This is a genomic window from Mycobacterium stomatepiae, from assembly GCF_010731715.1.
In the GTDB taxonomy this organism is placed as follows: domain Bacteria; phylum Actinomycetota; class Actinomycetes; order Mycobacteriales; family Mycobacteriaceae; genus Mycobacterium; species Mycobacterium stomatepiae.
In genome coordinates this window covers 3,171,228-3,192,654 of the sequence record NZ_AP022587.1, presented here as the reverse complement: position 1 = coordinate 3,192,654, position 21,427 = coordinate 3,171,228, and the positions used below count along the sequence as shown (strand labels likewise).

Below are 21,427 nucleotides of genomic sequence, written 5' to 3'. Positions count from 1 at the left end.
AAACGCCCCGGGCCGATGGCGCCGGGGCGTTTAGCTCGCGAGTTACTTGACCAGGGTGAACTGGCAGACGTTGGTGTAGCCGTCGCGGAACAGGTCCGAGCAGCCCCGCAGGTACTTCAAGTAGATCTCGTAGGTCTCCTCGCCCTTGAGGGCGATCGCCTCGTCCTTGTGCGCCTCGAGGGCATCGCCCCAGGCGGTCAGCGTCGGGACGTAGTTCTTACCGATGAAGTGGTGGCGGTCGATCTTGAAACCCGCACCCGTCGAGTATTTGTCGACCAGATCGACCTGGGGCAACTTTCCGCCCGGGTAGATCTCCTTCAGGATGAAGCTGATGAACCGCAGGAGGGTCATGTTCACCTTCAAGCCCATCGCGTTGCCCTCTTCACGGCTGGGCACCACGATCGAGTGCAGCAGCATGCGGCCGTCGTCGGGCAGTAAGTCGTAGTACTTCTTGAAGAAGGTGGCGTAGCGCTCGTAGCCGGCGTCACCGGCGCCGTCGGCGAAATGCTCGAACGCACCCAGCGACACGATCCGGTCGACGGGCTCGTCGAATTCCTCCCAGCCCTGGATCCGCACCTCTTTGTGGCGGGGGCTGTCCATCTTGTCGAACTCGGCCACGCAGTGTGCGTACTGGTTCTCGCTGAGCGTTAGGCCGATCACGTCGACGTCGTACTCGTCGACCGCGTGCCGCATCGTCGAGCCCCACCCGCTGCCGATGTCGAGCAGCCGCATGCCGGGTTGCAGGCCGAGCTTGTCCAGGGCGAGCTTGCGCTTGGCGTACTGCGCCTCTTCCAGCGTCTTGATCAGATGATGCTGCGGGTCCGGATTCTCGTCGAAGTAGCCGCAGCTGTAGGTCATCGACGGGTCAAGCCAGAGCTTGAAGAATTCGTTCGATTTGTCGTAGTGCGAGCGGACCGCCTCGACTGGTGGCTTGAGCTGGTGGGAGCCACTCTTTTCCCCCTGGGACGTCATTAAATCGACCCTACTTTCGTGCAGATATCGACGCAATCGCGGCGACGGTTTCCTCGGCGGCCGCTTCTTGACCAGCCGCCTCGCCCAGCATCGTGACGACGCTGGTGACTAGCGGCTTCCCTTCGGCGTCTGTGACCTCACTGCGGATCTCCGCGATCACGGTGCCATGGGACTCGATCACCGAGTCTAGGTAGGTGTCGAAGTACAACTTGTCGTGGGCCAGGATCGGGCGGTGGAACTGGAACTTCTGGTCGCGATGCAGCACCCTGGAGATGTTGATCGGAATGCTGAACTTCGTGAAGATGTCCAGCTGCACGCGCCGTCCCGCGATCGCCAGGAAGGTGAGCGGGGCCACCACGGCGGGATACCCGGCCTCGGCGGCGTCAGCCTCGTTGAAGTGAGTCGGGTGATCGTCTTGCACCGAGTTGGCGAACTCGCGGATCTTCTCGCGTCCGACCTCGAAGTGGTCCGGCGCCCGGTAATGGCTGCCGATGATGCCCTTGGTCCCCTCCGGAATGACTCCCGGATCGCCTTCTGGAGTTGTCATGGAATACCGCTCCCCACTCGAATCGTCGTCAGCGGCGCAGCCTATCAGCGGGATTGCCGACGAGATGCCAACGCCGCCAGCGCACCGCCAGCGGCTCCGAGCGCCAGTGCCGACGGCACCCCGATTCGGGCCGCCTTGCGTGCGGTCCGGAAATCCCGGATTTCCCATCCCCGCTCGCGGGCCAGGCTGCGCAGCCGCGCGTCGGGGTTGATCGCGACCGCCGTGCCCACCAGCGAAAGCATCGGTACGTCGTTGAAACTGTCGGAATAGGCGGTGCACCGTTTGAGGTTGAGGCCCTCGCGGATCGCCAGGGACCGTACGGCGTGCGCCTTACCCGGGCCGTGCAGGATGTCGCCGACGAGCCGGCCGGTGAAGACGCCGTTCACCGACTCCGCGACGGTGCCAAGCGCACCGGTGAGGCCGAGCCGACGCGCGATGGTGGCGGCAAGCTCATACGGCGTTGCCGTGATCAGCCAGACCTGCTGGCCGGCGTCCAGGTGCATCTGGGTGAGCTCGCGAGTGCCGGCCCAGATCTTGTCGGCGATGATCTCGTCGTAGATGTCCTCGCCGAGAGCGACCAGCTCCTCGACCGAGCGGCCCTCGATGAAGGTGAGCGCCTTGCGCCGACCGGCGGCGACGTCGTTGCTGTTCTCCTTGCCGAGCAGCTGAAACTTGGCCTGTGCGTAGATGAATCCGATGGCATCGCGATAGGTGAAGTAGTTGCGTGCGGCCAGTCCGCGTCCGAAGTGCACCGCGGAGGAGCCCTGCACCAACGTGTTGTCCACGTCGAAGAACGCGGCGGCGGTCAGGTCGATCGGCGGTTGCGGGCCCCCCGCGGCGGCGGTCGCCTCCTGCATGCCCTCGATCGCGCGCGCGGCGCTGGCGTTGGCGGCGGCGGACTCCAGGTCGACGCGAACGGCGGGGTCTGCGCTTTCCGACTCATCCGACACGTCCGACTCAGAGGAAGTCATCGCCACACCTCCTGGTTCGCCGTGCCGCCTGGTGGCCGGTGTTGCGGCCGCCTAACAACCCTATCCGGCAGATGTCGTGGACCGGTTCACGCCTCTGGCATCGGTGGATGTCACGACGCCTGTTCGCTTGCAGAGTCTTGGTCGTCAACACGGAATCGCCTGCCGGACTTAGGTTTTCGCCCCACGTCATCGGCACAGGCTCCCGTGCGGATCGGCGGTGCATGCAAAAGGGCTGTTTGCTAACCCGATCTATGCGGGCAAAGCTGCCACTGACCAGCATGTTGCGACAGGATTCTGATGGGCGAGATTTGCATCGAGTCAGCGATTTTTCGGGTCGTATTCCGTGCCCGAAATGTCGTCCCAAAATTTTGGCGAGACTTGTTGGACAATGTTCTCCGGCGCGACGGCGTCCACCTTGTTCTGAAACTCGTCGAACGCCCTTCTCGCGTGGGCCAGCTGCGTGTCCGACGGTGGCGTGACCCCGGCTTGCTCGGGCGTGGAGAAGGTTTTGCCGGCGATTTTCTCGCTCGTCGTGGATGCGCCTTTTGCTCTTTCGCTGTGCTGATCATGGGGTGGGCCGACGTCCGTCATTTCGACGATCTTTCGACCAGTCTGAGGTTTTGTTGTCCTAGTCAAGATGTAAAACTTCGAGCCTGACGGAAATAGCATTTCCCGCTCGCCGGGGTGTACGGAGTAAGTGGAAATATCACGTCCGGTGTTGGTGAACAGAATACGGATTTCAGTGTTGCCGGGAAACGCCGGGGATCCTGCTACGGCCGGATCTGTCGAGGTGCTCACGAACGCGGATTCCGTAACCACCCACCCGGGTTGATACCGGTCGAATACGTCGGGCGGGACGTTCGTGCTCGAACGCCGACGCCGTCGTAAACGGGAAGCTTGTCCAACGCTCGATTGAGTGCGTCGACACGCGCTTGTATAGATGCGTCCAATGCGTCGCCCCTAGCTCACGACCACATCGCCAAGTTCGTCGACATGGCGCCGGTGTAGTTGCCGTGCGCCGTTGCGCCGGCCGTTCGCAACCGACCCAGCGCGTCGCGCATCATCGCCTCGCCGCGGGCCCAGTGTTGATGAGCCTCGGCATGTGCCGCCGCCGCCTCACCCGACCACGTCGCGTGCAGATTGCTTACCAGCGAGTCGATTTCGGTGAGCATGCTTTCGGCATAGCGCCGAAACTCGGCCATCCGTTGCACGCAAGCCGCCAACGCCTCCGGATCCACCCGAAATGCCTCAGCCATCGTGCACCCGCCGAATCGCTTGCGCGGAAACAACTTCGTTGTCCTGCAAACCCTTGCCGGCGCGGGCGACCGCCCTTGCCAGCACCGACAACCCGGTCTCGACCTCGCGGGCCCCGCGCTGCCACAGTTCCCACGCGGCGGCGTAGGCACTTCCCGATCCGCCATGCCAGCCGTCCAGCATCTCGCCGACCTGACCGTCCAGCTCGGCGAGCTGACTGCGTAGATTCTCGGCGCCACCCAGCAGCGCCTGCGCGAAACCGTCCATCAGCTGAGGATCGACGCGAAGTTCGTTGCCGGCGGCCATAGCCGCAACCTAATAATCGCCCGGCCCGCCCACAATTCACCCTGAGTCACGAAGCCCGACGACGATGCCAGACTGGTGCCATGACTGACCGCCCGAAGGTGGAGCTGCTCACCCGCGACGGATGCACCATCTGCGCGCGGGCCTACGCGCGGCTGGCGGAACTGGCCGGCGAGCTGGATTTCGACCTCGCCAGCACCGACGTGGACGTCGCCGCGGCGGCCGGCAACCCCGGGCTGCGGGCCGAGTTCGGCGACCGGCTGCCCGTGATCTTGCTGGATGGCCGCGAGTACAGCTACTGGGAGATCGACGAGCCGCGGCTGCGTGCCGACCTCGCGCGATAACGCGGCGGGCGCCGAGCTTGGTGGGCGCTGGCTCATTATTTGGTAGCCCACCGAATAAACGATTACCGTAGACGAGTAGTTCAGTTACTGGAGTAGCGAGGGAGCTGGCCAGGTGATGCTGCCGTGAGCATCTTGCTCTTCGGGGTTTCGCACCGTAGTGCGCCGGTCTCCGTTCTGGAACAGCTCAGCATCGACGAATCCGATCGCAACAAGATCGTCGACCGGGTCTTGCAATCGCCGCTGGTCACCGAGGCCATGGTGCTGTCGACCTGCAACCGGGTCGAGGTCTACGCGGTGGTTGATGCGTTCCACGGCGGTTTGGCCGTAATCGGGCAGGTGCTGTCGGAATACTCCGGAATGACGATGGGCGACCTCACCAAATACGCCTACGTGCGCTACAGCGAGGCGGCCGTCGAGCACCTGTTCGCCGTTGCCAGCGGTCTGGATTCCGCGGTCATCGGCGAACAGCAGGTGCTCGGCCAGGTGCGCCGGGCCTACGCGGCCGCCGAGTCGAATCGCACGGTCGGACGGCTGCTGCACGAGCTGGCCCAGCGCGCGCTGTCGGTCGGCAAACGCGTGCACTCCGAGACGGCCATCGACGCCGCCGGCGCCTCGGTGGTGTCGGTCGCGCTGGGCATGGCCGAACGCAAAGTGGACGGGCTGGCGGGCAAGACCGCGGTCGTCGTCGGCGCTGGCGCGATGGGCGCATTGTCGGCGGCCCACCTGATCCGGGCCGGCGTCGGCCACATCCTGGTGCTCAATCGGTCGCTGTCCCACGGGCAACGGTTGGTCCGCAAGATCCGCGAGTCGGGTGTGCGCGCCCAGGCGATGACGCTCGACCGCCTCGCCACGGCACTGGCCGACGCCGATGTGGTGGTCAGCTGCACGGGTGCGGTGAGTCCCGTGGTGTCGCTGGCCGACGTCCACAACGCGCTGGCCGCCGCGCAGCGCGACGAAGCGGGCCACCCGCTGCTGATCTGCGACCTGGGCATGCCGCGCGACGTCGATCCCGCGGTGGCCGGCCTACCCGGGGTCTGGGTCGTCGACGTGGACCGCATTCAACACGAACCGTCTGCTCACGCCGCCGCGGGCGACGTCGACGCCGCGCGGCACATCGTGGCCGCCGAGGTTGCCGCCTACCTGGTGGGACAGCGGATGGCCGAGGTGACACCGACCGTCACCGCGTTGCGCCAGCGCGCCGCCGACGTCGTCGAAGCGGAGCTGCTGCGGCTGGAGAACCGGCTCCCGGGACTCGAGAGCGCCCAGCGCGAGGAGGTTGCGCGCACTGTCCGGCGGGTGGTCGACAAGCTGCTGCACGCGCCCACGGTGCGGATCAAACAACTCGCCAGCGCCCCCGGCGGCGACAGCTACGCCGAGGCCCTGCGCGAGCTTTTCGAACTCGACCAGACCGCCGTCGACGCCGTCGCCACTGCGGGTGAATTGCCAGTAGTGTCAACGGGATTCGATGCCGGTACGCACACCCACCCCTCGTCCGGCGGCCCGATACCGTCCGCCGAGTAACCGATTGGCGCACGTGATCCGGATAGGCACGCGGGGCAGTCTGCTGGCCACTACCCAGGCCTCTGTCATCAGGGACACTCTGATCGCCAACGGCCACCCCGCGGAATTGGTGATCATCAGCACAGCAGGCGATCAGTCGTCGGCGCCGATCGAAAGCCCGGGGGTGGGCGTCTTCACGACCGCGTTGCGCGAAGCGATGGTGGACGGCCGCGTCGATGCCGCCGTGCACTCGCACAAGGATTTGCCAACTGCCGATGACCCGAGGTTCACGATCGCCGCCATCCCGGCGCGAAATGACCCGCGCGACGCGCTGGTTGCGCGCGACGGGCTGGTGCTCGGGGAGTTGCCGGCGGGTTCGCTGATCGGCACGTCGTCCCCGCGGCGGGCCGCACAGCTTAGGGCATTGGGTCTCGGTTTGGAAATCCGCCCCCTACGAGGCAACCTAGATACCAGGTTGAACAGGGTAAGTAGTGGTGATCTAGACGCCATCGTGGTGGCCCGGGCCGGACTGGCCCGCCTGGGCCGGCTCGCTGATGTCACCGAGACGCTAGAGCCGGTGCAAATGTTGCCAGCACCGGCTCAGGGTGCGCTCGCCGTCGAATGCGGTGCCGAGGACACCAGGCTGGCGGCGGTGCTGGCGGAGTTGGACGACTCCGACACGCGTGCGGCGGTCACCGCTGAACGAGCGCTGTTGGCCGAACTGGAGGCGGGTTGCTCCGCACCGGTGGGAGCGATCGCAGAGGTGGTCGAGTCCATTGATGAGGACGGCCGGGTCTTCGACGAGCTGTCGCTGCGCGGATGCGTGGCGGCGCTCGATGGATCGGATGTGATCCGCGCGTCGGGCATCGGCGCTCCCGGGCGGGCACGAGAGTTGGGGCTCTCGGTGGCCGCGGAGCTGCTGGAGTTGGGCGCCGGAGAGCTGATTGGGGGAGCGCGGCAATACCCCGCGCACGAGAACTAAATGACGTCAAAAGGGATGTGTTGGGAGCGACAATGACGACGCGAGGGCGCAAGCCGAGACCGGGCCGCATCACGTTCGTGGGTTCCGGCCCGGGTGATCCAGGATTGTTGACCACGCGGGCCGCCACAGTGCTGGCGAATGCGGCCCTGGTGTTCACCGCCCCCGACGTACCCGAACCGGTGCTGGCGCTGATCGGCAAGGACCTGCCACCCGTTTCGGGCCCGGCACCTGCCGAACCACCACCCGCGACGAACGATGGCTCAGCCGACGCGGATCCGCCTCCGGCGGCATCCACGGTGCTGTCCGGTGGCGCCGACATCCGCCCGGCGCTGGGTGAGCCCGCCGAGGTCGCCAAGACGCTGACCGCCGAGGCCCGCACGGGTGTCGACGTGGTGCGGCTGGTGTCCGGTGACCCGCTGACCCTCGACGCGGTGATCAGCGAGGTGAACGCCGTCGCGCGCACACACCTGCATGTCGAGATCGTGCCGGGTCTGGCCGCGACCAGCGCGGTGCCCACATATGCGGGACTGCCGCTGGGCTCGTCGCACACGGTGGCCGACGTGCGCGACCCACATGTGGACTGGGAAGCTTTGGCGGCGGCTCCCGGACCCCTGATCCTGCAGGCCACCCCGACACACCTGGCCGACGCGGCGCGCACGTTGATCGAGCACGAGCTGGCGGAGACCACTCCGTGTGTGGTGACCGCGCAGGGCACCACCTGTCAGCAGCGTTCGATCGAAACCACGCTGCACGGGCTGACCGACGCCGCCGTCGTGGCCGGCGCCGGCGACCCCGTGGGTCCGTTGACCGGACCGCTGGTGGTGACCATCGGCAAGACGGTGAACAGCCGGTCGAAGCTGAACTGGTGGGAGAGCCGCGCCCTGTACGGCTGGACCGTCCTGGTGCCGCGCACCAAGGACCAGGCCGGCGAGATGAGTGAGCGGCTGACGTCGTACGGCGCGTTGCCGGTCGAGGTGCCGACCATCGCCGTCGAGCCGCCGCGCAGCCCCGCCCAGATGGAGCGCGCCGTCAAAGGATTGGTCGACGGGCGGTTCCAGTGGGTGGTGTTTACCTCCACCAATGCGGTCCGTGCGGTGTGGGAGAAGTTCGGCGAGTTCGGGCTGGACGCCCGAGCGTTCTCCGGCGTGAAGATCGCCTGCGTCGGCGAGTCGACGGCCGACCGGGTCCGCGCATTCGGGATCAGCCCCGAGCTGGTGCCGGCCGGGGAGCAGTCCTCGCTGGGCCTGCTGGACGACTTTCCGCCCTACGACAGCATTTTTGATCCGGTGAACCGGGTCCTGCTGCCGCGTGCCGACATTGCCACCGAGACGCTGGCCGAAGGTCTGCGCGAACGCGGTTGGGAGATCGAGGATGTCACCGCGTACCGGACGGTGCGCGCAGCACCGCCGCCGGCGACCACCCGCGAAATGATCAAGACGGGCGGCTTCGACGCGGTGTGCTTCACCTCCAGCTCGACGGTGCGCAACCTGGTCGGCATCGCCGGTAAACCCCACGCGCGCACCATCATTGCCTGCATCGGCCCCAAGACGGCCGAGACCGCCGCCGAGTTCGGCCTGCGGGTGGATGTGCAGCCCGAAACCGCTGCGATCGGTCCACTGGTCGACGCGCTGGCCGAACACGCCGCGCGGTTGCGCGCCGAGGGTGCGCTGCCACCGCCGCGCAAGAAGAGCCGCAGGCGCTAGTGGCGATCGCAAGCGCGGCGAAGCCGGGCGCCGCGGGTCGGCACTCATGGGGCCCGCGTGCGATCGCAAGCGCGGCGAAGCCGGGCGCCGCGGGTCGCCACAGGAGGGCATAGTGGGCTATCCGCGGCAGCGCCCGCGCCGGCTCCGGTCCACTCCCGCGTTGCGTCGCTTGGTGGCGCAAACATCCTTGGAGCCAAGGCATTTGGTGCTGCCGATGTTCGTCGCCGACGGAATTGACGAACCGCGACCGATCCCGTCGATGCCTGACGTCGTGCAGCACACCCGCGAATCACTGCGCCGCGCAGCCGCCGACGCGGTGGCAGCCGGGGTAGGCGGGCTGATGCTGTTCGGTGTCCCGCGCGACGAGGACAAGGACTCGACCGGCTCGGCCGGCACCGACCCGGACGGCATCCTCAACGTCGCGCTTCGCGACCTGGCGAAGGATCTTGGTGACGCCACCGCGTTGATGGCCGACACCTGTCTCGACGAGTTCACCGATCATGGTCACTGCGGCGTTCTCGACGCGCGGGGCCGCGTCGACAACGACGCCACCGTGAGTCAATACGTGAAATTGGCTGTGGCGCAAGCAGAGTCAGGGGCTCACGTGGTGGGTCCGAGCGGGATGATGGACGGGCAGGTGGGTGCCATTCGCGACGGCCTGGACACCGCAGGCCACACCGACGTGGTGATCCTGGCCTATGCGGCGAAGTTCGCCTCGGCGTTCTACGGCCCGTTCCGCGAAGCGGTGAGTTCCAGCCTGTCCGGTGATCGTCGAACCTACCAGCAGGAGCCCGGCAATGTCCGAGAGGCGGTGCGCGAGATCGAATTGGACATCGACGAGGGCGCCGACATCATCATGGTCAAGCCGGCGATGGGCTACCTCGATGTGTTGGCCGCCGCGGCGGACGTCTCGCCGGTGCCGGTGGCCGCCTATCAGGTGTCCGGCGAATACTCGATGATTTGTGCTGCGGCAGCGAACAATTGGATCGACGGGCGCGCCGCGGCGCTGGAATCGCTGGTCGGCATTCGCCGTGCCGGCGCCGATATCGTGCTGACCTATTGGGCCGCGCAGGCGGCGGGTTGGCTTTGCTAGCGGCCATATCGGCGGTAGAAAACAGGGGATGAGGCTCCAATGACCACAGCGAGTAATGGCGACCCCAGGCCGTTGTTCTACGAATCCGGTGCCAGCTGGCTATGGGTGCTGAGCGGCCCGGCCGCGGCCGCGTCGATGATTCTGATCGAAATGTGGAGTGGCGCAGCGATATCGCTGTTGGTTCCGGCGATCTTTCTGGTGATGGTGTCGGCATTCATCTCGCTGCAGGTGAAGGCGGCGCGGATCCACGTTTCCGTCGAACTGACCGAGGACGCGTTGCGCCAGGGCACCGAGACCATCCTGGTGCGCGAAATCGTCAAGGTCTATCCCGAGCCCGACAACGCGGCGATTTCCGACAAGGAGCTGGCGAAGTGGCAGTCGGCGCGGGCGCTCGGTGAACTGTTCGGCGTGCCGCGCGGGCGGACGGGCATCGGTCTGAAACTCACCGAGGGCCGTACCGCGCAGGCCTGGGCGAAGCGCCACCGTCATCTTCGCGATGCGCTGACTCCGCTGGTTCAGGAACGGGTGGAGCCGGCTCATTCGGACACCACCGACATCGACGGTCACGACGACTCCGGATCCGAGCAGTGATGGCCCGCTTCCGGGCTCTGGTCGAAATCGTCCTGGCCTGCGCTGCGCTGGTGGGCGTCGGACTGAGCTGGCTGCACGGGCGTCACATCGTGGCGGTCGGACCGATCACCGACGGCCAGCCGTCGACCACGTCACTGGTCTACGACCCTCAGGTGCTGCTGCTCGCCATGCTGCTGGCGATGATCGCCGGAGTGCTGGCCGTCCTCGGGATCGCCAGGCTGCTGCGCGCTCGGAGCGCGGTTACGCCGTCTTCTTGATCAGCGGCAGCGCCAGCCGGCGGCGGTAGACGACCGCGTCGGCGAGGTCGCCGAACGCCTCGGGCACCGAGCCGGCCATCGGGAACACCGCGTCACCGTCACCGGCGACCAGCTGCTCGATCACGTTGCCGCCGGCGACCAGCGTCCACTCCACCCCGGCCCGGCGGCAGTCCTCATCGAACGTCTGCAGCAACGCGAAGCCGGCACCGGCGAAGTGGCTCACGTCGGTGATGTCGAGCACCAGGGGTTGGTCGCCGAGCAGGAAACGGCGAAGGCAGTCGCCGACCCGATCGACATTGACGGCATCGATCTCTCCCCGGACGGTCACCACCGTGGCGAGGTGGCGGCACTGCGCCCGAACCTTGGCTCCACCGCAGTCGAGGCTGCCCTGTCGCGTTGTGGTCATCGCGATTGCCATGAACGCCCTCATTTCGGTGATGGTGCGAAGGCCGACGCGGTGCCGACCGAAGCTAGCTACAACGTTGCCCGCCAAACCTAAGGAGACCGACAGTCGCGTCTAACTGTTTGCTAAAAAGCTGATGCGCCTGGGGGCGAGCGGAGGTATACGGGCGGGCGCACCGTCGCCGTCACGAAATCCGGGCGGTCGCGCTGTTAGGCTGCTCTGGCTACCGGTTGCGAGTCGGGGGCTTGTGATAGGGCGAAATGCCCGGTCAGCCGGGTGAGAAGGCAACGAAACTACACGTCCGGAGCGAAAGAGCGTCGTGCGCACCGCAGAGATCAAGGGTGAGATCAAAGCCCTGACGGGTCTGCGCATCGTCGCCGCGGTGTGGGTGGTGCTGTTTCATTTCCGTCCGATGCTCAGCGATGTCTCGCCCGATTTTCGCGAGAACCTGGCGCCGGTGCTCAACTGCGGGGCGCAGGGCGTCGACCTGTTCTTCATCCTCAGCGGGTTCGTGCTGACCTGGAACTACCTCGACCGTATGGGCCGTACCTGGTCGACGCGCGAGACCCTGCATTTCCTGTGGCTGCGGCTGGCCCGGGTATGGCCGGTTTACCTGGTCACGATGCATCTGGCCGCGCTGCTGGTGATCCTGTCACTGCACGTCGGCCACGTGCCGCTGCCCGAGGCGAATGACCTAACCGCGATCAGCTACATACGGCAGGTCTTGCTCGTGCAGTTGTGGTTCGAGCCGTTCTTCGACGGGACCAGCTGGGACGGACCGGCCTGGTCGATCAGCGCGGAATGGCTCGCTTACCTGCTGTTCGGCGTGCTCGCCCTGGTCGTTTTCCGGATGAAGCTGGCCACCCGCTCCCGGACGCTGATGTGGCTGGCCGTAGCGGCCTCGCTGCCGCCGGTGGTGATGCTGTTGGCCAGCGGTCACTTCTACACGCCGTGGAGCTGGCTGCCGCGGATCGTGACACAGTTCACCGCGGGGGCGCTGGCCTGCGCTGCCGTGCGCCGGTTGCGGCTGACCGATCGTGGCCGCCACATCGCCGGATACCTCTCGCTGCTAGTGCTGGCCGCCGTGGTGGGCGTCCTGTATTGGTTCAACGCGCATCCGATCAGCGGAGTCGTGGAAAACGACAGCGGCGGGGTGGTCGACGCGCTGTTCGTCCCCCTGGTCATCACGCTCGCGGTCGGACTGGGCAGCCTGCCCCGGCTGCTGTCCACCCGCGCCATGGTCTACGGCGGACAGATCTCGTTCTGTCTGTACATGGTGCACGAGCTGGTGCACACGACCTGGGGCTGGGCGGTCGAACAATTCGAGCTGACGCCGTGGCAGTCCGATTCCCCCTGGAAGTGGAACGTGCTGGGCCTATTCGCGATCGCTCTGGCGCTTTCCAGCCTGCTGTATCACGTCGTGGAGGAGCCCGCGCGTCGCTGGATGCGTCGGATGGTCGATATCCGTCCCGCGGCGCAGCGCACCGATCTCGGGGAGTCGGCCCCCGCCAAGGTCCGCCAGATCGACGGCGGACTTGAACCGGCTAGCGAGCGCACGGCTTCCTGAGTAGCCGCGAATCATGCTGCGCCCCAAAAGCTCTCGGACCCAAATTCGGCCAACGGTAGCCACGCCACACTGGTAGCTTGGGGCGTGCTGATCGACTCGGTGCTGGATCACACATGCGCAGCAGCGCATTGACGGCCCGTTCGGGCCGGTTAATTCGTACGATTCCATTGGTCGGGGTGCGCCGCAGCGCCATGCACAAGGGGAGGTTGCAAGTGAGTCGTCTGGCCGCGTTCGTCGTCAGCGTCGCTCTGCTGGGCGGCTTGTTCGGTGAGGTCGTGACACACCCGGCACCCGAGCGGCCCTACCAACCGTTGACGCTCGATGGTCGGCTGACCCACATCGCGGTCGTCGGCGACTCGTACACGACCGGCACCGACGAGGGCGGTCTGGGCCCGAAAGCGTGGACCGCCCTGACCTGGCAGACGCTCACCAAGCGGGGGCTGCAGATCGACGCCGACGTGGCCGCCGAGGGCAGGGCCGGTTACGTGGTGCCCGGCGATCACGGCAGCATCTTCGAGGACCTGACCGTCAGGTCGGTCAAGACCGACGACGTGCTGGTGGTGTTCTTCGGCTCCCGCAACGACGAAGGCTCCGACCCCGGTCTACTGGCCGGCCGGGCTCGTGACACCTTCCAAGTCGCACGCATCCTGGCACCGTCGGCGCGGTTTCTGGTGATCGGTCCGCCGTGGCCGACCGCCGATGTGCCTGCGGACATCCTGCAGATTCGCGACGTGCTCAATTCCGAGGCACGCGCCGCGGGCGCGGCGTTCGTAGATCCGATCGGCGCGCATTGGTTCGTCGACCGGCCCGACCTGATCGGCCCAGATGGCGTGCACCCCAACGATGCCGGGCATCGGTACATGGCGGACAAGATTGCACCGCTGATTCGTACGCAGCTGTTCAGGTAGCGAAGCACTCAGATTTTCTGCCGACTGGCACTGCGTCAAAATGCCAGCCGCGCAAGGCTTTACACGCCAATTAAGCGCTTAGTCTTCTGCGTGCCGCTCGTAGTCCCACTGCTCCAGGCGTGCTTGAAGCTGCATCACGCCGATACCGACGACCGGCGTAGCAGCCGCGATGCAAACCAACAACAGCGGGGACATTTCAAACCTCCAAAACACTTCATTCCTAACACGTTCGGATTCGTGCCGGGGTTCATTCGCAAAGAAAGTCATCGCAACGTCATCCGTCCGTTATGGCTCCGTCTGCCAGTGCGCCCATCACTGGTGCCAACAACTGCGCATATTCGGTTGTGACGTGGTTGTCGTCGCGGAACACCAGGGTGTTACCGACGATCATCGGGCAACGGTCGGGGCGCAGAACAGATCGGTGAGATCGGCGTAGTGACCTCCGTTGCCGGTGGTCGCGGCTCGCTCCGCGGAAATACCCGCGTCGTTGACCGCGACCGAACGGCGTGGCGCGCAGGCGGTGGCGTCGTCCAGGTGCCCGGATAGACAGGTGGGCACCGGGGATTGCGGATCCGGGGCGGGGCCGAGAACCAGGACCGTCGCACCGGTGCGACGCAGCTGCGCGACGGTGCGACCCAGCGTTTCGATCCACGCCGGGTCGTAGGACACAAACCCGAAGTCACCGCCGTAGCGCCGACTCATATCCAGCACGACCAGGCGGGGATGCTCGGTGGCCACCCGGGCCAGGACCTGGGTGCGCCATTGCTCGCATTCGGTGTACTCGCGGCCCAGATACGGGCTGTCGATCGGTAGGTCTTGGATCGGGCAGGTCACTTTGGCCATCGTCTCCAGCCGCCAGTGCCGCTGCTCGGCAACCTGCTGGAAGGCCGGGCTCCACATCGCCGCGTGCGAGTCACCGATCAGCGCGACGGTCGTCGGCGAGCCGATGTCGCCTGCCGCGCACTCGCTTTGCCCGATGTCGCGCCAGGATCGCACGCAGCCGTTGACGAAGACCGCGGCTTTGTCGGCCGGCGCCTGCGCGAGCGGCGGGTTCAGATTCGACGGGACGGCCCGCAAGCCCGCGGCCACCGCGACGGCGTCGCGCACCTGTGCCAGCGCCTGCTCGACGGCCGTCTGCTGCGGGTCGGCGCCCCGGGCTGCGGTGGGCAGCGCCATGAAGCTGGCCTTCGCCGCGGCCGGTCCGTGGCCGACCGGAACCGGTATCACCGTCAGCAACAGCACGCACGCGGATGCGGTGACGGCGGTGGCGATCCCGGCGACGGCCAGGCTGGTCTTGGCCGACCGGCGCAGGGCAGCGGCGAACCGACCGGGATTCTCCACCAGATGGAAGGTGATCACGGCGAGCCCCGCGGACACCGCGGTCGCGGCCAGTCGGGCGGGCAGGCCCGAAGGGTCGCCCAGCAGTCGGGGCAGCAACAGCAACACGGGCCAATGCCAGAGGTACCAGGAGTAGGACACCCGCCCGATCGCGCGCATCGCCGGCCGGCACAGCAGGCGGCCCACTCCCAGGCTGCGGGTGACGCAGCCACCCCCGATCACCAGCGCGGTGCCCAGCGCCGGCAGCAGCGCTGCGGTGCCGGGGTAGGGCGTGGCGGGGCCCAGCTGCGTGCAGGTCAGCAAGATCAGCGCCAGGCCGCCCCAGCCGGCGATCGCCGCGGGCAGCGGCGGCAACCGCCGCCACTGCTCGATCGACAGTGCGACCAGCCCGCCGACGGCCAGCTCCCAGGCGCGGGTGGGCAGCGAGAAGAACGCCCACGGCGGCGAGCTGCGGGTCCACAGCACCGCGGCCGTCAACGAAGCCGCGGCGACCAAGGACAGCACCAGCGCGTACGGCGCCGCCTCGGCCTTGGAATTGGGCTGGGCGTCGCGCCGCAGTCGTCCGACCAGCCAGGCGGTTGCGATGATCAACAGCGGCCACACCAGATAGAACTGCTCCTCGACGCCCAGTGACCAGTAGTGCTGAAACGGCGAGGGCGCTTGCGTGTTCAGATAGTCGGTGCCCTGGTGGGCGAACCGGTAGTTGCCGACGTACAGCGCGCTGGCGATGCCGTCGAGGAACACGCTGCGGGCCTGCAACGGCGGCAGCACGAGGGCCGACGCAAGCGCGGTGACGACGGCGACGGTGGCCGCGGCCGGCAACAATCGGCGGGCCCGCGCTCCGTAAAAAGGACCCAGTGCAACGGTTTTCGTCGTGCTGACCTCGCGCCAGAGCAGGCCGGTGATCAGGAAGCCGGAGATGACGAAGAAGACGTCGACGCCGATGAAGCCGCCGGCGGTACCGGGGATGCCCGCGTGGTAGAGCACGACGGCGACGGCCGCGACCGCGCGCAGACCTTCGATGTCGGGGCGGAATCCTCGTCGCGCTATTCGTCGGGTGGAGCTATCGCCCGCTGGTGAGGGCGGGCTGGTCGCGGTTTCCTGCCGGACTGCCATGCCTTTTCGGGATGCCTCGCTAGGTTGCCAGCCAGGAAATCTCGCCGGGTAATTGCAAACGCCACCACGTCACATCATGGCCGCCGACCGTGAAGCTTACCGCCGGTGGCGTTTTGAGCTGGCTCACGAATTGGCGTGTCGCGGGATAGAAACGGTCGAATGTCCCGCAGTCGACGCGCAGCGGAATCTGTGATAGCGCCGGCAGGCCCATCACGCTGTTCGTCATCCAGTCCTCTTCGCTGTCAAACGCTTTGGGTGCGCAGTCGGCGTAGGACGTGTAGAGCGCCGGGCTGATTGCGCAGATCCCCGCGGTCCGCGACGGCCCCAGTTTGGCGCCCAGGTGCAGCGCCCCGTATCCACCCATCGACCAGCCCAGGAAGCCCACCCGCGACGTATCCAGCCCCATCGAGCCCAACATCGGCAACAGCTCGTCGGTGACCATCGCACCAGAGTCAGTGCCGTCGGCCCGCTTGTGCCAGTAGGAGTCGCTGCCACCGTCGACCCCTACCACGGCGAACGGCGGCTTGCCCTCCTTGACCAGCCGGGCCAGCGCGTCCTCGACACCGCAGTCCAGCATCATGTTGGCGTCGCCGTCCTTGCCGTGCAGCGCGATCACCGGGCGTAGCGGCCCGCTCTGCGAGCTCTGGCCGGGCGGTAGCGCGATCACCCAATTGGTCTTGACCCCGCCGCGCGCCTTCGAGATGAACGAACCGGTAAGGCGGTTCGGCAGGGTGCTGCTCGCAGTCGACGGTTCGAACGGGGCGGGCATTGGCGCCGCTTGTGGTTCGAGCGGATCCAGCCAGGCGCTCAACGCCCAGGCGCCCGCCGCCGCAACGCTGGCACTGGCGCCCATTCGCAGCACCGCGCGGCGGTTCAGATCAGGCACGAGCGTCATAATGCCGCGCCCACTGGGGGTTTTCCGACCCCGTCGCGGCTTTTGCAAGGCCATTGTGATGCCGCAGTCATCGACTAGTGACGTCTGACGCACCCAGTCCCGGCGGATGGAATCTGGCAGGTTTCAACCCTCGCGCGCGGCGGCGGGCTTCGCGACGCTGGAGCTTTCGTGCGTGGTTTCGAAAGTCTGCTGATCAAGAGCGGAAGAGGATTGGATGAGTCTGGCATTTCACTGGTTCCTGCCGACGTACGGGGATTCCCGCAATCTCGTCGCCGGTGGGCATGGCACGTCGATGCACGGCGACCGGCCCGCGACGTTGCGCTATCTGCACCAGATCTGCGCCGCCGCCGAAGACAACGGTTTCGAGGCGGTGCTGACGCCGACCGGATTGTGGTGTGAGGACGCCTGGTTGACGACGGCGATGTTGATCGAGCGCACCGAGACGCTGAAGTTCCTGGTCGCCTTCCGCCCGGGGCTGCTCAGCCCGACGCTGGCCGCGCAAATGGCCGGCACCTTCCAGCGGCACTCCGACGGACGGCTGCTGCTCAACGTCGTCACCGGCGGCGAACCGCACGAACAACAGGCCTACGGTGACTACCTGGACAAGCAGGCGCGCTATGCGCGCACCGCCGAGTTCCTGGACGTGGTGCGCCAACTGTGGACCTCGAAGGAACCGGTGACGTTCGCCGGGGAACACATCCGCATCGAGGGTGCACAACTCAACAACCCGCCCGACCCGATTCCCGCGGTGTTCTTCGGTGGGTCGTCGGGGTCGGCCGGACCCGTCGCCGCCAAGTACTCCGACGTCTACCTCACCTGGGGCGAACCGCTGCCGGCCGTCGCCGAGAAATTGGACTGGATTCGCGGGCTCGCCGCCGAGGCCGGCCGGACCCTGCAGTTCGGGTTGCGGATCCACGTGATCAGCCGCCCGACCGCCGCGCAAGCCTGGGCCGAAGCCGACCGGCTGCTGGAGGCGATCGACCCGGCGGACATCGAGCGCGTGCAGGCCAGCCTGGCGCGCAGCGAATCCGAAGGACAGCGCCGGATGCTGAAGTTGCACGGCGGCAACGACAATCAGCTGCTGATCGCGCCCAACCTGTGGGCCGGCGTCGGCCTGGTGCGCGGCGGTGCCGGCACCGCGCTGGTCGGATCGCACGAAGAGGTCGCCCAACGGCTGACCGAATACGCGGACCTGGGCATCGACCACTTCATCTTGTCGGGCTATCCGCATCTGGAAGAGGCGTACTGGTTCGGCGAGGGCGTGCTGCCGCTGCTCGAGCGCAAGGGCGTGTGGAAACACCCCAACCGCAAGACTCAGCCCCGCTCGTCGACGCCGTTCGCGGCCGCCTCGGCGCAGTAGCGATGGCGACGACCTTGCCGGCCCCGGTCGCGGCGGCCGATGGCCTGGACGAGTCGGACGCGGATCGGCGTCGCCGGCTGCGCACGGTCGTCGCCGCAAGCCTGCTCGGCACGACGGTCGAGTGGTACGACTTCTTCCTCTACGCCACCGCCGCCGGGCTGGTGTTCAACAAGCTGTTCTTCCCCAACGCCAGCTCACTGGTGGGCACTCTGCTGGCGTTCGCGACGTTCGCCGTGGGGTTCGTCATGCGGCCCATCGGAGGCCTGGTCTTCGGCCACATCGGGGACCGGATCGGCCGCAAACGCAGCCTGGCGCTGACGATGCTGATTATGGGCATCGCGACGGCGCTGATCGGGGTGTTGCCGAGCGCCGCCGAGATCGGGGTGTGGGCGCCGATTCTGCTGCTGGTGCTGCGCGTACTGCAGGGTTTCGCGCTCGGCGGCGAGTGGGGCGGTGCGGTGCTGCTGGCCGTCGAACACAGTCCCGGCGACCGGCGCGGCCGCTACGGAGCGATCCCCCAGATCGGCCTGGCGTTGGGCCTGGCGCTCGGCACCGGGATATTTGCTTACCTGCAGGTCGCTTTGGGGCTCGGCGCAGTTCCTGTCCTACGGCTGGCGCATCGGCTTCCTGCTGAGCCTGGTGCTGGTCGCGGTCGGCATCCTGGTGCGGTTGCGGGTCGACGAGACGCCGGCGTTTCAGGAGCTGCGCGACCTCGAGGCGTCGTCCACCGTGCCGGTCCGCGACATCTTCCGCGGGGCTCGCGCGCGGCGCAACACGTTCCTCGGTCTGCTGGCGCGCTGGGCCGAGGGTTCGGCCTTCAACACCTGGGGTGTGTTCGCGATCAGCTACGCGACCGGCGCGTTGGGCTTCCACAAGGTGCCGGTGCTGATCGTGGTGACCATCGCCGCCCTGGTGATGGCGGTGCTGCTGCCGGTCTCGGGGGTACTGACCGACCGCTACGGCGCGCGACGCGTCTACCTGGCGGGCGTGGTCTGTTACGGCCTGGCGACCTTCCCGGTCTTCGTCCTGTTCGGCACCAAAAGCCTGGTGTTGTTCGGGCTGGCGATGGTCATCGTGTTCGGTGTCGTGCACGCGCTGTTCTACGGCGCGCAGGGCACGCTGTTCTCGTCGCTGTATCCGACCAAGAGCCGCTACACCGGATTGTCGTTCGTCTACCAGTTCTCCGGCATCTACGCCTCGGGGGTGACCCCGATGATCCTCACCGCGCTGATCGCCGCCGCCGGGGGCACGCCGTGGCTGGCGTGCGCGTATCTCGTTGCGACGGCCGTGATTAGCGTGATCGCCACGGCGCTGATCCGCGAGCGCGACTTGTACCTGTAGGTCGTGAACTCATCGAGCGTGAACGTAGTTTCACGGTCGGCCGCGAACGTGAAACCAACCTCACCCCGGCAGGGGCCGTGGCGGAGTCGTAACGGTTGCTGTAGAGCGGTCAAGCCCGCTAGCGTCCGGACATGCGGCGCGCGCAAGGCCAGGACGGCTCCGGCTCTGCGTGCGGCGCCTCCAATGAGCCTGCACATGGCAACAATGCCTAACTGCGCCAAGGGCTTTCGCAGCGGCAGCTGAGCATGATCGCGCTCGGCGGCGTGATCGGCGCCGGGTTGTTCGTCGGGTCCGGCGTGGTGATCCGCGATACCGGGCCCGCCGCGTTCCTGACGTATGCGCTTTGCGGTGTGCTGATCGTCCTGGTGATGCGGATGCTGGGTGAGATGGCCGCGGCCAACCCGTCCACCGGTTCGTTCGCCGATTACGCGGCCCAGGCGCTTGGCGGCTGGGCGGGGTTTTCGGTGGGCTGGTTGTACTGGTACTTCTGGGTGATCGTCGTCGGATTCGAGGCGGTCGCCGGCGGCAAGGTCCTCACCTACTGGTTCCACGCGCCGCTGTGGCTCCTGTCGCTGTGTCTGATGGTGTTGATGACCGCGACGAACTTGTTCTCGGTGTCGTCGTTCGGCGAGTTCGAATTCTGGTTCGCCGGAATCAAAGTCGCGACGATCGTCGTCTTCCTCGGCATCGGTGCGGTGTTCGTGATCGGCCTGTGGCCGGGACACCACGGCGGGTTCGCCAACCTGACCGCGCACGGCGGGTTCTTCCCGAAGGGCATCGCGGCGGTCTTCGCCGCGATCGTGGTGGTGATCTTCTCGATGGTGGGCGCCGAAATCGTCACGATCGCCGCGGCTGAGAGCCGCGAGCCGGCCGTGGCGGTCCAGCGGGCGACGCGATCGGTGGTCGCGCGGATATCGATCTTCTTCGTCGGCTCGGTATTCCTGCTCGTGGTGATCCTGCCCTGGGACTCGGTGGATGTCGGCACTTCGCCATATGTCGCGGCGTTCAAGCAGATGGGTCTGGCCGGGGCAGATCAGGCGATGAACGCGGTGGTGATCGCCGCGGTGCTGTCGTCGCTGAACTCGGGGCTGTACACGTCGTCGCGCATGCTGTTCGTGCTCGCGGCCCGCAACCACGCGCCGCTGCGGCTGGTCAAACTCAGCGGGCGCGGGGTGCCGCACGTCGCGATCGTGTTCTCGTCGGCGATCGGCTTCCTGTGCGTGATCATGTCCTGGCTGGCGCCGCACACGGTCTTTCTTTTCCTGCTCAACTCCTCGGGCGCGATCATCCTGTTCGTCTACTGGCTGATCGCGCTCTCGCAGATCGTCCTGCGCCGCCGCACCCCCACCGATCAGCTGCCGCTGAAGATGTGGTTTTTCCCGGTGCTGTCGATCCTCACGCTGGCCGGAATCACCGCCGTGCTGGTGCAGATGGCGTTCGACCATGCGGCACGCAGCCAGCTGTGGCTGTCCCTGTTGTCGTGGGCGGTGGTGCTGGCGATCTACGCCGCCAACCGAATGCGCCACGCCCGGGCACGCTAGGCCGTCTTACTGAACAGCACCGCCTGTTCGAACGGGAGCCTGCCGAAAACTCGCCGCGTCCCACCGGTTACATGCTCGGCCGCCTCGTCGCGGGTGACGATCTGCGGGTTGGTGATACCGAACGTTTTGCCGTGGCGGCGCATCTGCCCACCGCCGGCCGCTTTAAGGTTCTTCAGCCAGTCGCGGTCCGGACCGTAAGTCAGCAGGACCGCGATGCCGGGCTTCCCATCGACAGTGGCGTTGAACGCGCTCACCGGGGTGCGGAATTGCTTGCCGGACTTCCGCCCGACGTGCTCGATAATCGCAAACGACGGGGCCCAGCCGGCCCATAGCCGCTGAATGGGATTCGTGACGTGCCGATTGAAACGCGCCAAGCCTTGGGGTAGTCGCATGCGTCTTATCCAACGCTCCTGTTGCGGCCCGCTCAACCCGCGTTGTCTT

At 66.8% G+C, this 21,427-nt stretch carries 20 protein-coding genes and 2 pseudogenes; 12 read left to right on the top strand and 10 right to left on the bottom strand.

Going from position 1 to position 21,427, the window contains the following annotated elements:
- Window positions 1-42: 42 nt before the first annotated feature.
- From G6N54_RS14965 to G6N54_RS14935, 6 genes are all read right to left on the bottom strand, one after another.
- A complete protein-coding gene (locus G6N54_RS14965) occupies window positions 43-972 on the bottom strand; it encodes a cyclopropane mycolic acid synthase family methyltransferase (RefSeq protein WP_163790806.1) in 930 nt (309 codons plus the stop codon).
- 10 nt (window positions 973-982) lie between these two features.
- Window positions 983-1,519, bottom strand: a complete 537-nt coding sequence (locus G6N54_RS14960) for an FAS1-like dehydratase domain-containing protein (RefSeq protein WP_163790805.1) — start codon at window positions 1,517-1,519, stop codon at window positions 983-985.
- Window positions 1,520-1,563: 44 nt separating this feature from the next.
- A complete protein-coding gene (locus tag G6N54_RS14955; protein ID WP_163790804.1) occupies window positions 1,564-2,490 on the bottom strand; it encodes an HAD family hydrolase in 927 nt (308 codons plus the stop codon).
- Window positions 2,491-2,808: 318 nt separating this feature from the next.
- Entirely contained in the window at window positions 2,809-3,288 is a 480-nt protein-coding gene (locus tag G6N54_RS30565) for an ADP-ribosyltransferase (RefSeq protein ID WP_232072840.1), read from the bottom strand.
- A gap of 167 nt (window positions 3,289-3,455) precedes the next feature.
- A complete protein-coding gene (locus G6N54_RS14940; RefSeq protein WP_163790803.1) occupies window positions 3,456-3,746 on the bottom strand; it encodes a WXG100 family type VII secretion target in 291 nt (96 codons plus the stop codon).
- Window positions 3,739-4,050 carry a WXG100 family type VII secretion target gene (locus tag G6N54_RS14935; RefSeq protein WP_163790802.1) on the bottom strand — a complete coding sequence of 104 codons (312 nt, stop codon included), beginning with the start codon at window positions 4,048-4,050 and terminating at the stop codon, window positions 3,739-3,741. The genes G6N54_RS14940 and G6N54_RS14935 overlap by 8 nt, the downstream gene beginning before the upstream one ends.
- A gap of 80 nt (window positions 4,051-4,130) precedes the next feature.
- On the opposite strand from G6N54_RS14935, the gene G6N54_RS14930 reads away from it, so the two are divergent.
- The 7 genes from G6N54_RS14930 (at window position 4,131) to G6N54_RS14900 (ending at window position 10,517) form a co-directional block, all read left to right on the top strand.
- Window positions 4,131-4,391 carry a glutaredoxin family protein gene (locus tag G6N54_RS14930; RefSeq protein ID WP_163790801.1) on the top strand — a complete coding sequence of 87 codons (261 nt, stop codon included), beginning with the start codon at window positions 4,131-4,133 and terminating at the stop codon, window positions 4,389-4,391.
- 123 nt (window positions 4,392-4,514) lie between these two features.
- A complete protein-coding gene (locus G6N54_RS14925; RefSeq protein WP_163790800.1) occupies window positions 4,515-5,912 on the top strand; it encodes a glutamyl-tRNA reductase in 1,398 nt (465 codons plus the stop codon).
- Between the two features lie 13 nt (window positions 5,913-5,925).
- Window positions 5,926-6,873, top strand: a complete 948-nt coding sequence (gene hemC / locus G6N54_RS14920; RefSeq protein ID WP_163790799.1) for a hydroxymethylbilane synthase — start codon at window positions 5,926-5,928, stop codon at window positions 6,871-6,873.
- Between the two features lie 32 nt (window positions 6,874-6,905).
- A complete protein-coding gene (locus G6N54_RS14915) occupies window positions 6,906-8,576 on the top strand; it encodes a bifunctional uroporphyrinogen-III C-methyltransferase/uroporphyrinogen-III synthase (RefSeq protein ID WP_163790798.1) in 1,671 nt (556 codons plus the stop codon).
- A 109-nt stretch (window positions 8,577-8,685) separates the two neighbouring features.
- The gene (hemB, locus tag G6N54_RS14910) at window positions 8,686-9,669 is read left to right on the top strand and encodes a porphobilinogen synthase (protein WP_179969238.1); all 984 of its coding nucleotides are present in this window, start codon (window positions 8,686-8,688) and stop codon (window positions 9,667-9,669) included.
- Between the two features lie 39 nt (window positions 9,670-9,708).
- Complete coding sequence (locus G6N54_RS14905) at window positions 9,709-10,260, top strand: DUF3093 domain-containing protein (protein ID WP_179969063.1); 552 nt, start codon at window positions 9,709-9,711, stop codon at window positions 10,258-10,260.
- On the top strand, window positions 10,257-10,517 hold the full coding sequence (locus tag G6N54_RS14900; protein WP_163790796.1) for a hypothetical protein: 261 nt from the start codon (window positions 10,257-10,259) through the stop codon (window positions 10,515-10,517). Before G6N54_RS14905 ends, G6N54_RS14900 begins: the two co-directional genes overlap by 4 nt.
- Here G6N54_RS14900 and G6N54_RS14895 read toward each other — a convergent pair.
- Window positions 10,501-10,935, bottom strand: coding sequence for an STAS domain-containing protein (locus G6N54_RS14895; RefSeq protein ID WP_163794742.1), 435 nt, complete (start codon window positions 10,933-10,935; stop codon window positions 10,501-10,503). The two genes, G6N54_RS14900 and G6N54_RS14895, sit on opposite strands and share 17 nt — an antisense overlap.
- A gap of 304 nt (window positions 10,936-11,239) precedes the next feature.
- Between G6N54_RS14895 and G6N54_RS14890 the strand changes: the two genes are divergently transcribed.
- Together G6N54_RS14890 and G6N54_RS14885 are read left to right on the top strand one after the other, a co-directional pair.
- On the top strand, window positions 11,240-12,487 hold the full coding sequence (locus tag G6N54_RS14890) for an acyltransferase family protein (RefSeq protein WP_163790795.1): 1,248 nt from the start codon (window positions 11,240-11,242) through the stop codon (window positions 12,485-12,487).
- A 212-nt stretch (window positions 12,488-12,699) separates the two neighbouring features.
- A complete protein-coding gene (locus G6N54_RS14885) occupies window positions 12,700-13,395 on the top strand; it encodes an Rv0518 family GDSL lipase (RefSeq protein ID WP_232072839.1) in 696 nt (231 codons plus the stop codon).
- 274 nt (window positions 13,396-13,669) lie between these two features.
- Here G6N54_RS14885 and G6N54_RS14880 read toward each other — a convergent pair.
- Window positions 13,670-15,849 (bottom strand): annotated as a pseudogene (locus tag G6N54_RS14880) (acyltransferase family protein).
- Between the two features lie 19 nt (window positions 15,850-15,868).
- On the bottom strand, window positions 15,869-16,744 hold the full coding sequence (locus tag G6N54_RS14875) for an alpha/beta hydrolase (protein ID WP_163790794.1): 876 nt from the start codon (window positions 16,742-16,744) through the stop codon (window positions 15,869-15,871).
- 214 nt (window positions 16,745-16,958) lie between these two features.
- On the opposite strand from G6N54_RS14875, the gene G6N54_RS14870 reads away from it, so the two are divergent.
- The 3 genes and pseudogenes from G6N54_RS14870 (at window position 16,959) to G6N54_RS14860 (ending at window position 20,986) form a co-directional block, all read left to right on the top strand.
- A complete protein-coding gene (locus G6N54_RS14870) occupies window positions 16,959-18,104 on the top strand; it encodes an LLM class flavin-dependent oxidoreductase (protein ID WP_163790793.1) in 1,146 nt (381 codons plus the stop codon).
- 2 nt (window positions 18,105-18,106) lie between these two features.
- Window positions 18,107-19,445: pseudogene (locus G6N54_RS14865) on the top strand (MFS transporter).
- A gap of 212 nt (window positions 19,446-19,657) precedes the next feature.
- On the top strand, window positions 19,658-20,986 hold the full coding sequence (locus G6N54_RS14860) for an amino acid permease (RefSeq protein WP_264078221.1): 1,329 nt from the start codon (window positions 19,658-19,660) through the stop codon (window positions 20,984-20,986).
- On the opposite strand, the gene G6N54_RS14855 is transcribed toward G6N54_RS14860, so the two are convergent.
- Window positions 20,983-21,378, bottom strand: coding sequence for a nitroreductase family deazaflavin-dependent oxidoreductase (locus G6N54_RS14855; RefSeq protein ID WP_163790791.1), 396 nt, complete (start codon window positions 21,376-21,378; stop codon window positions 20,983-20,985). The two genes, G6N54_RS14860 and G6N54_RS14855, sit on opposite strands and share 4 nt — an antisense overlap.
- Between the last annotated feature and the right edge of the window lie 49 nt (window positions 21,379-21,427).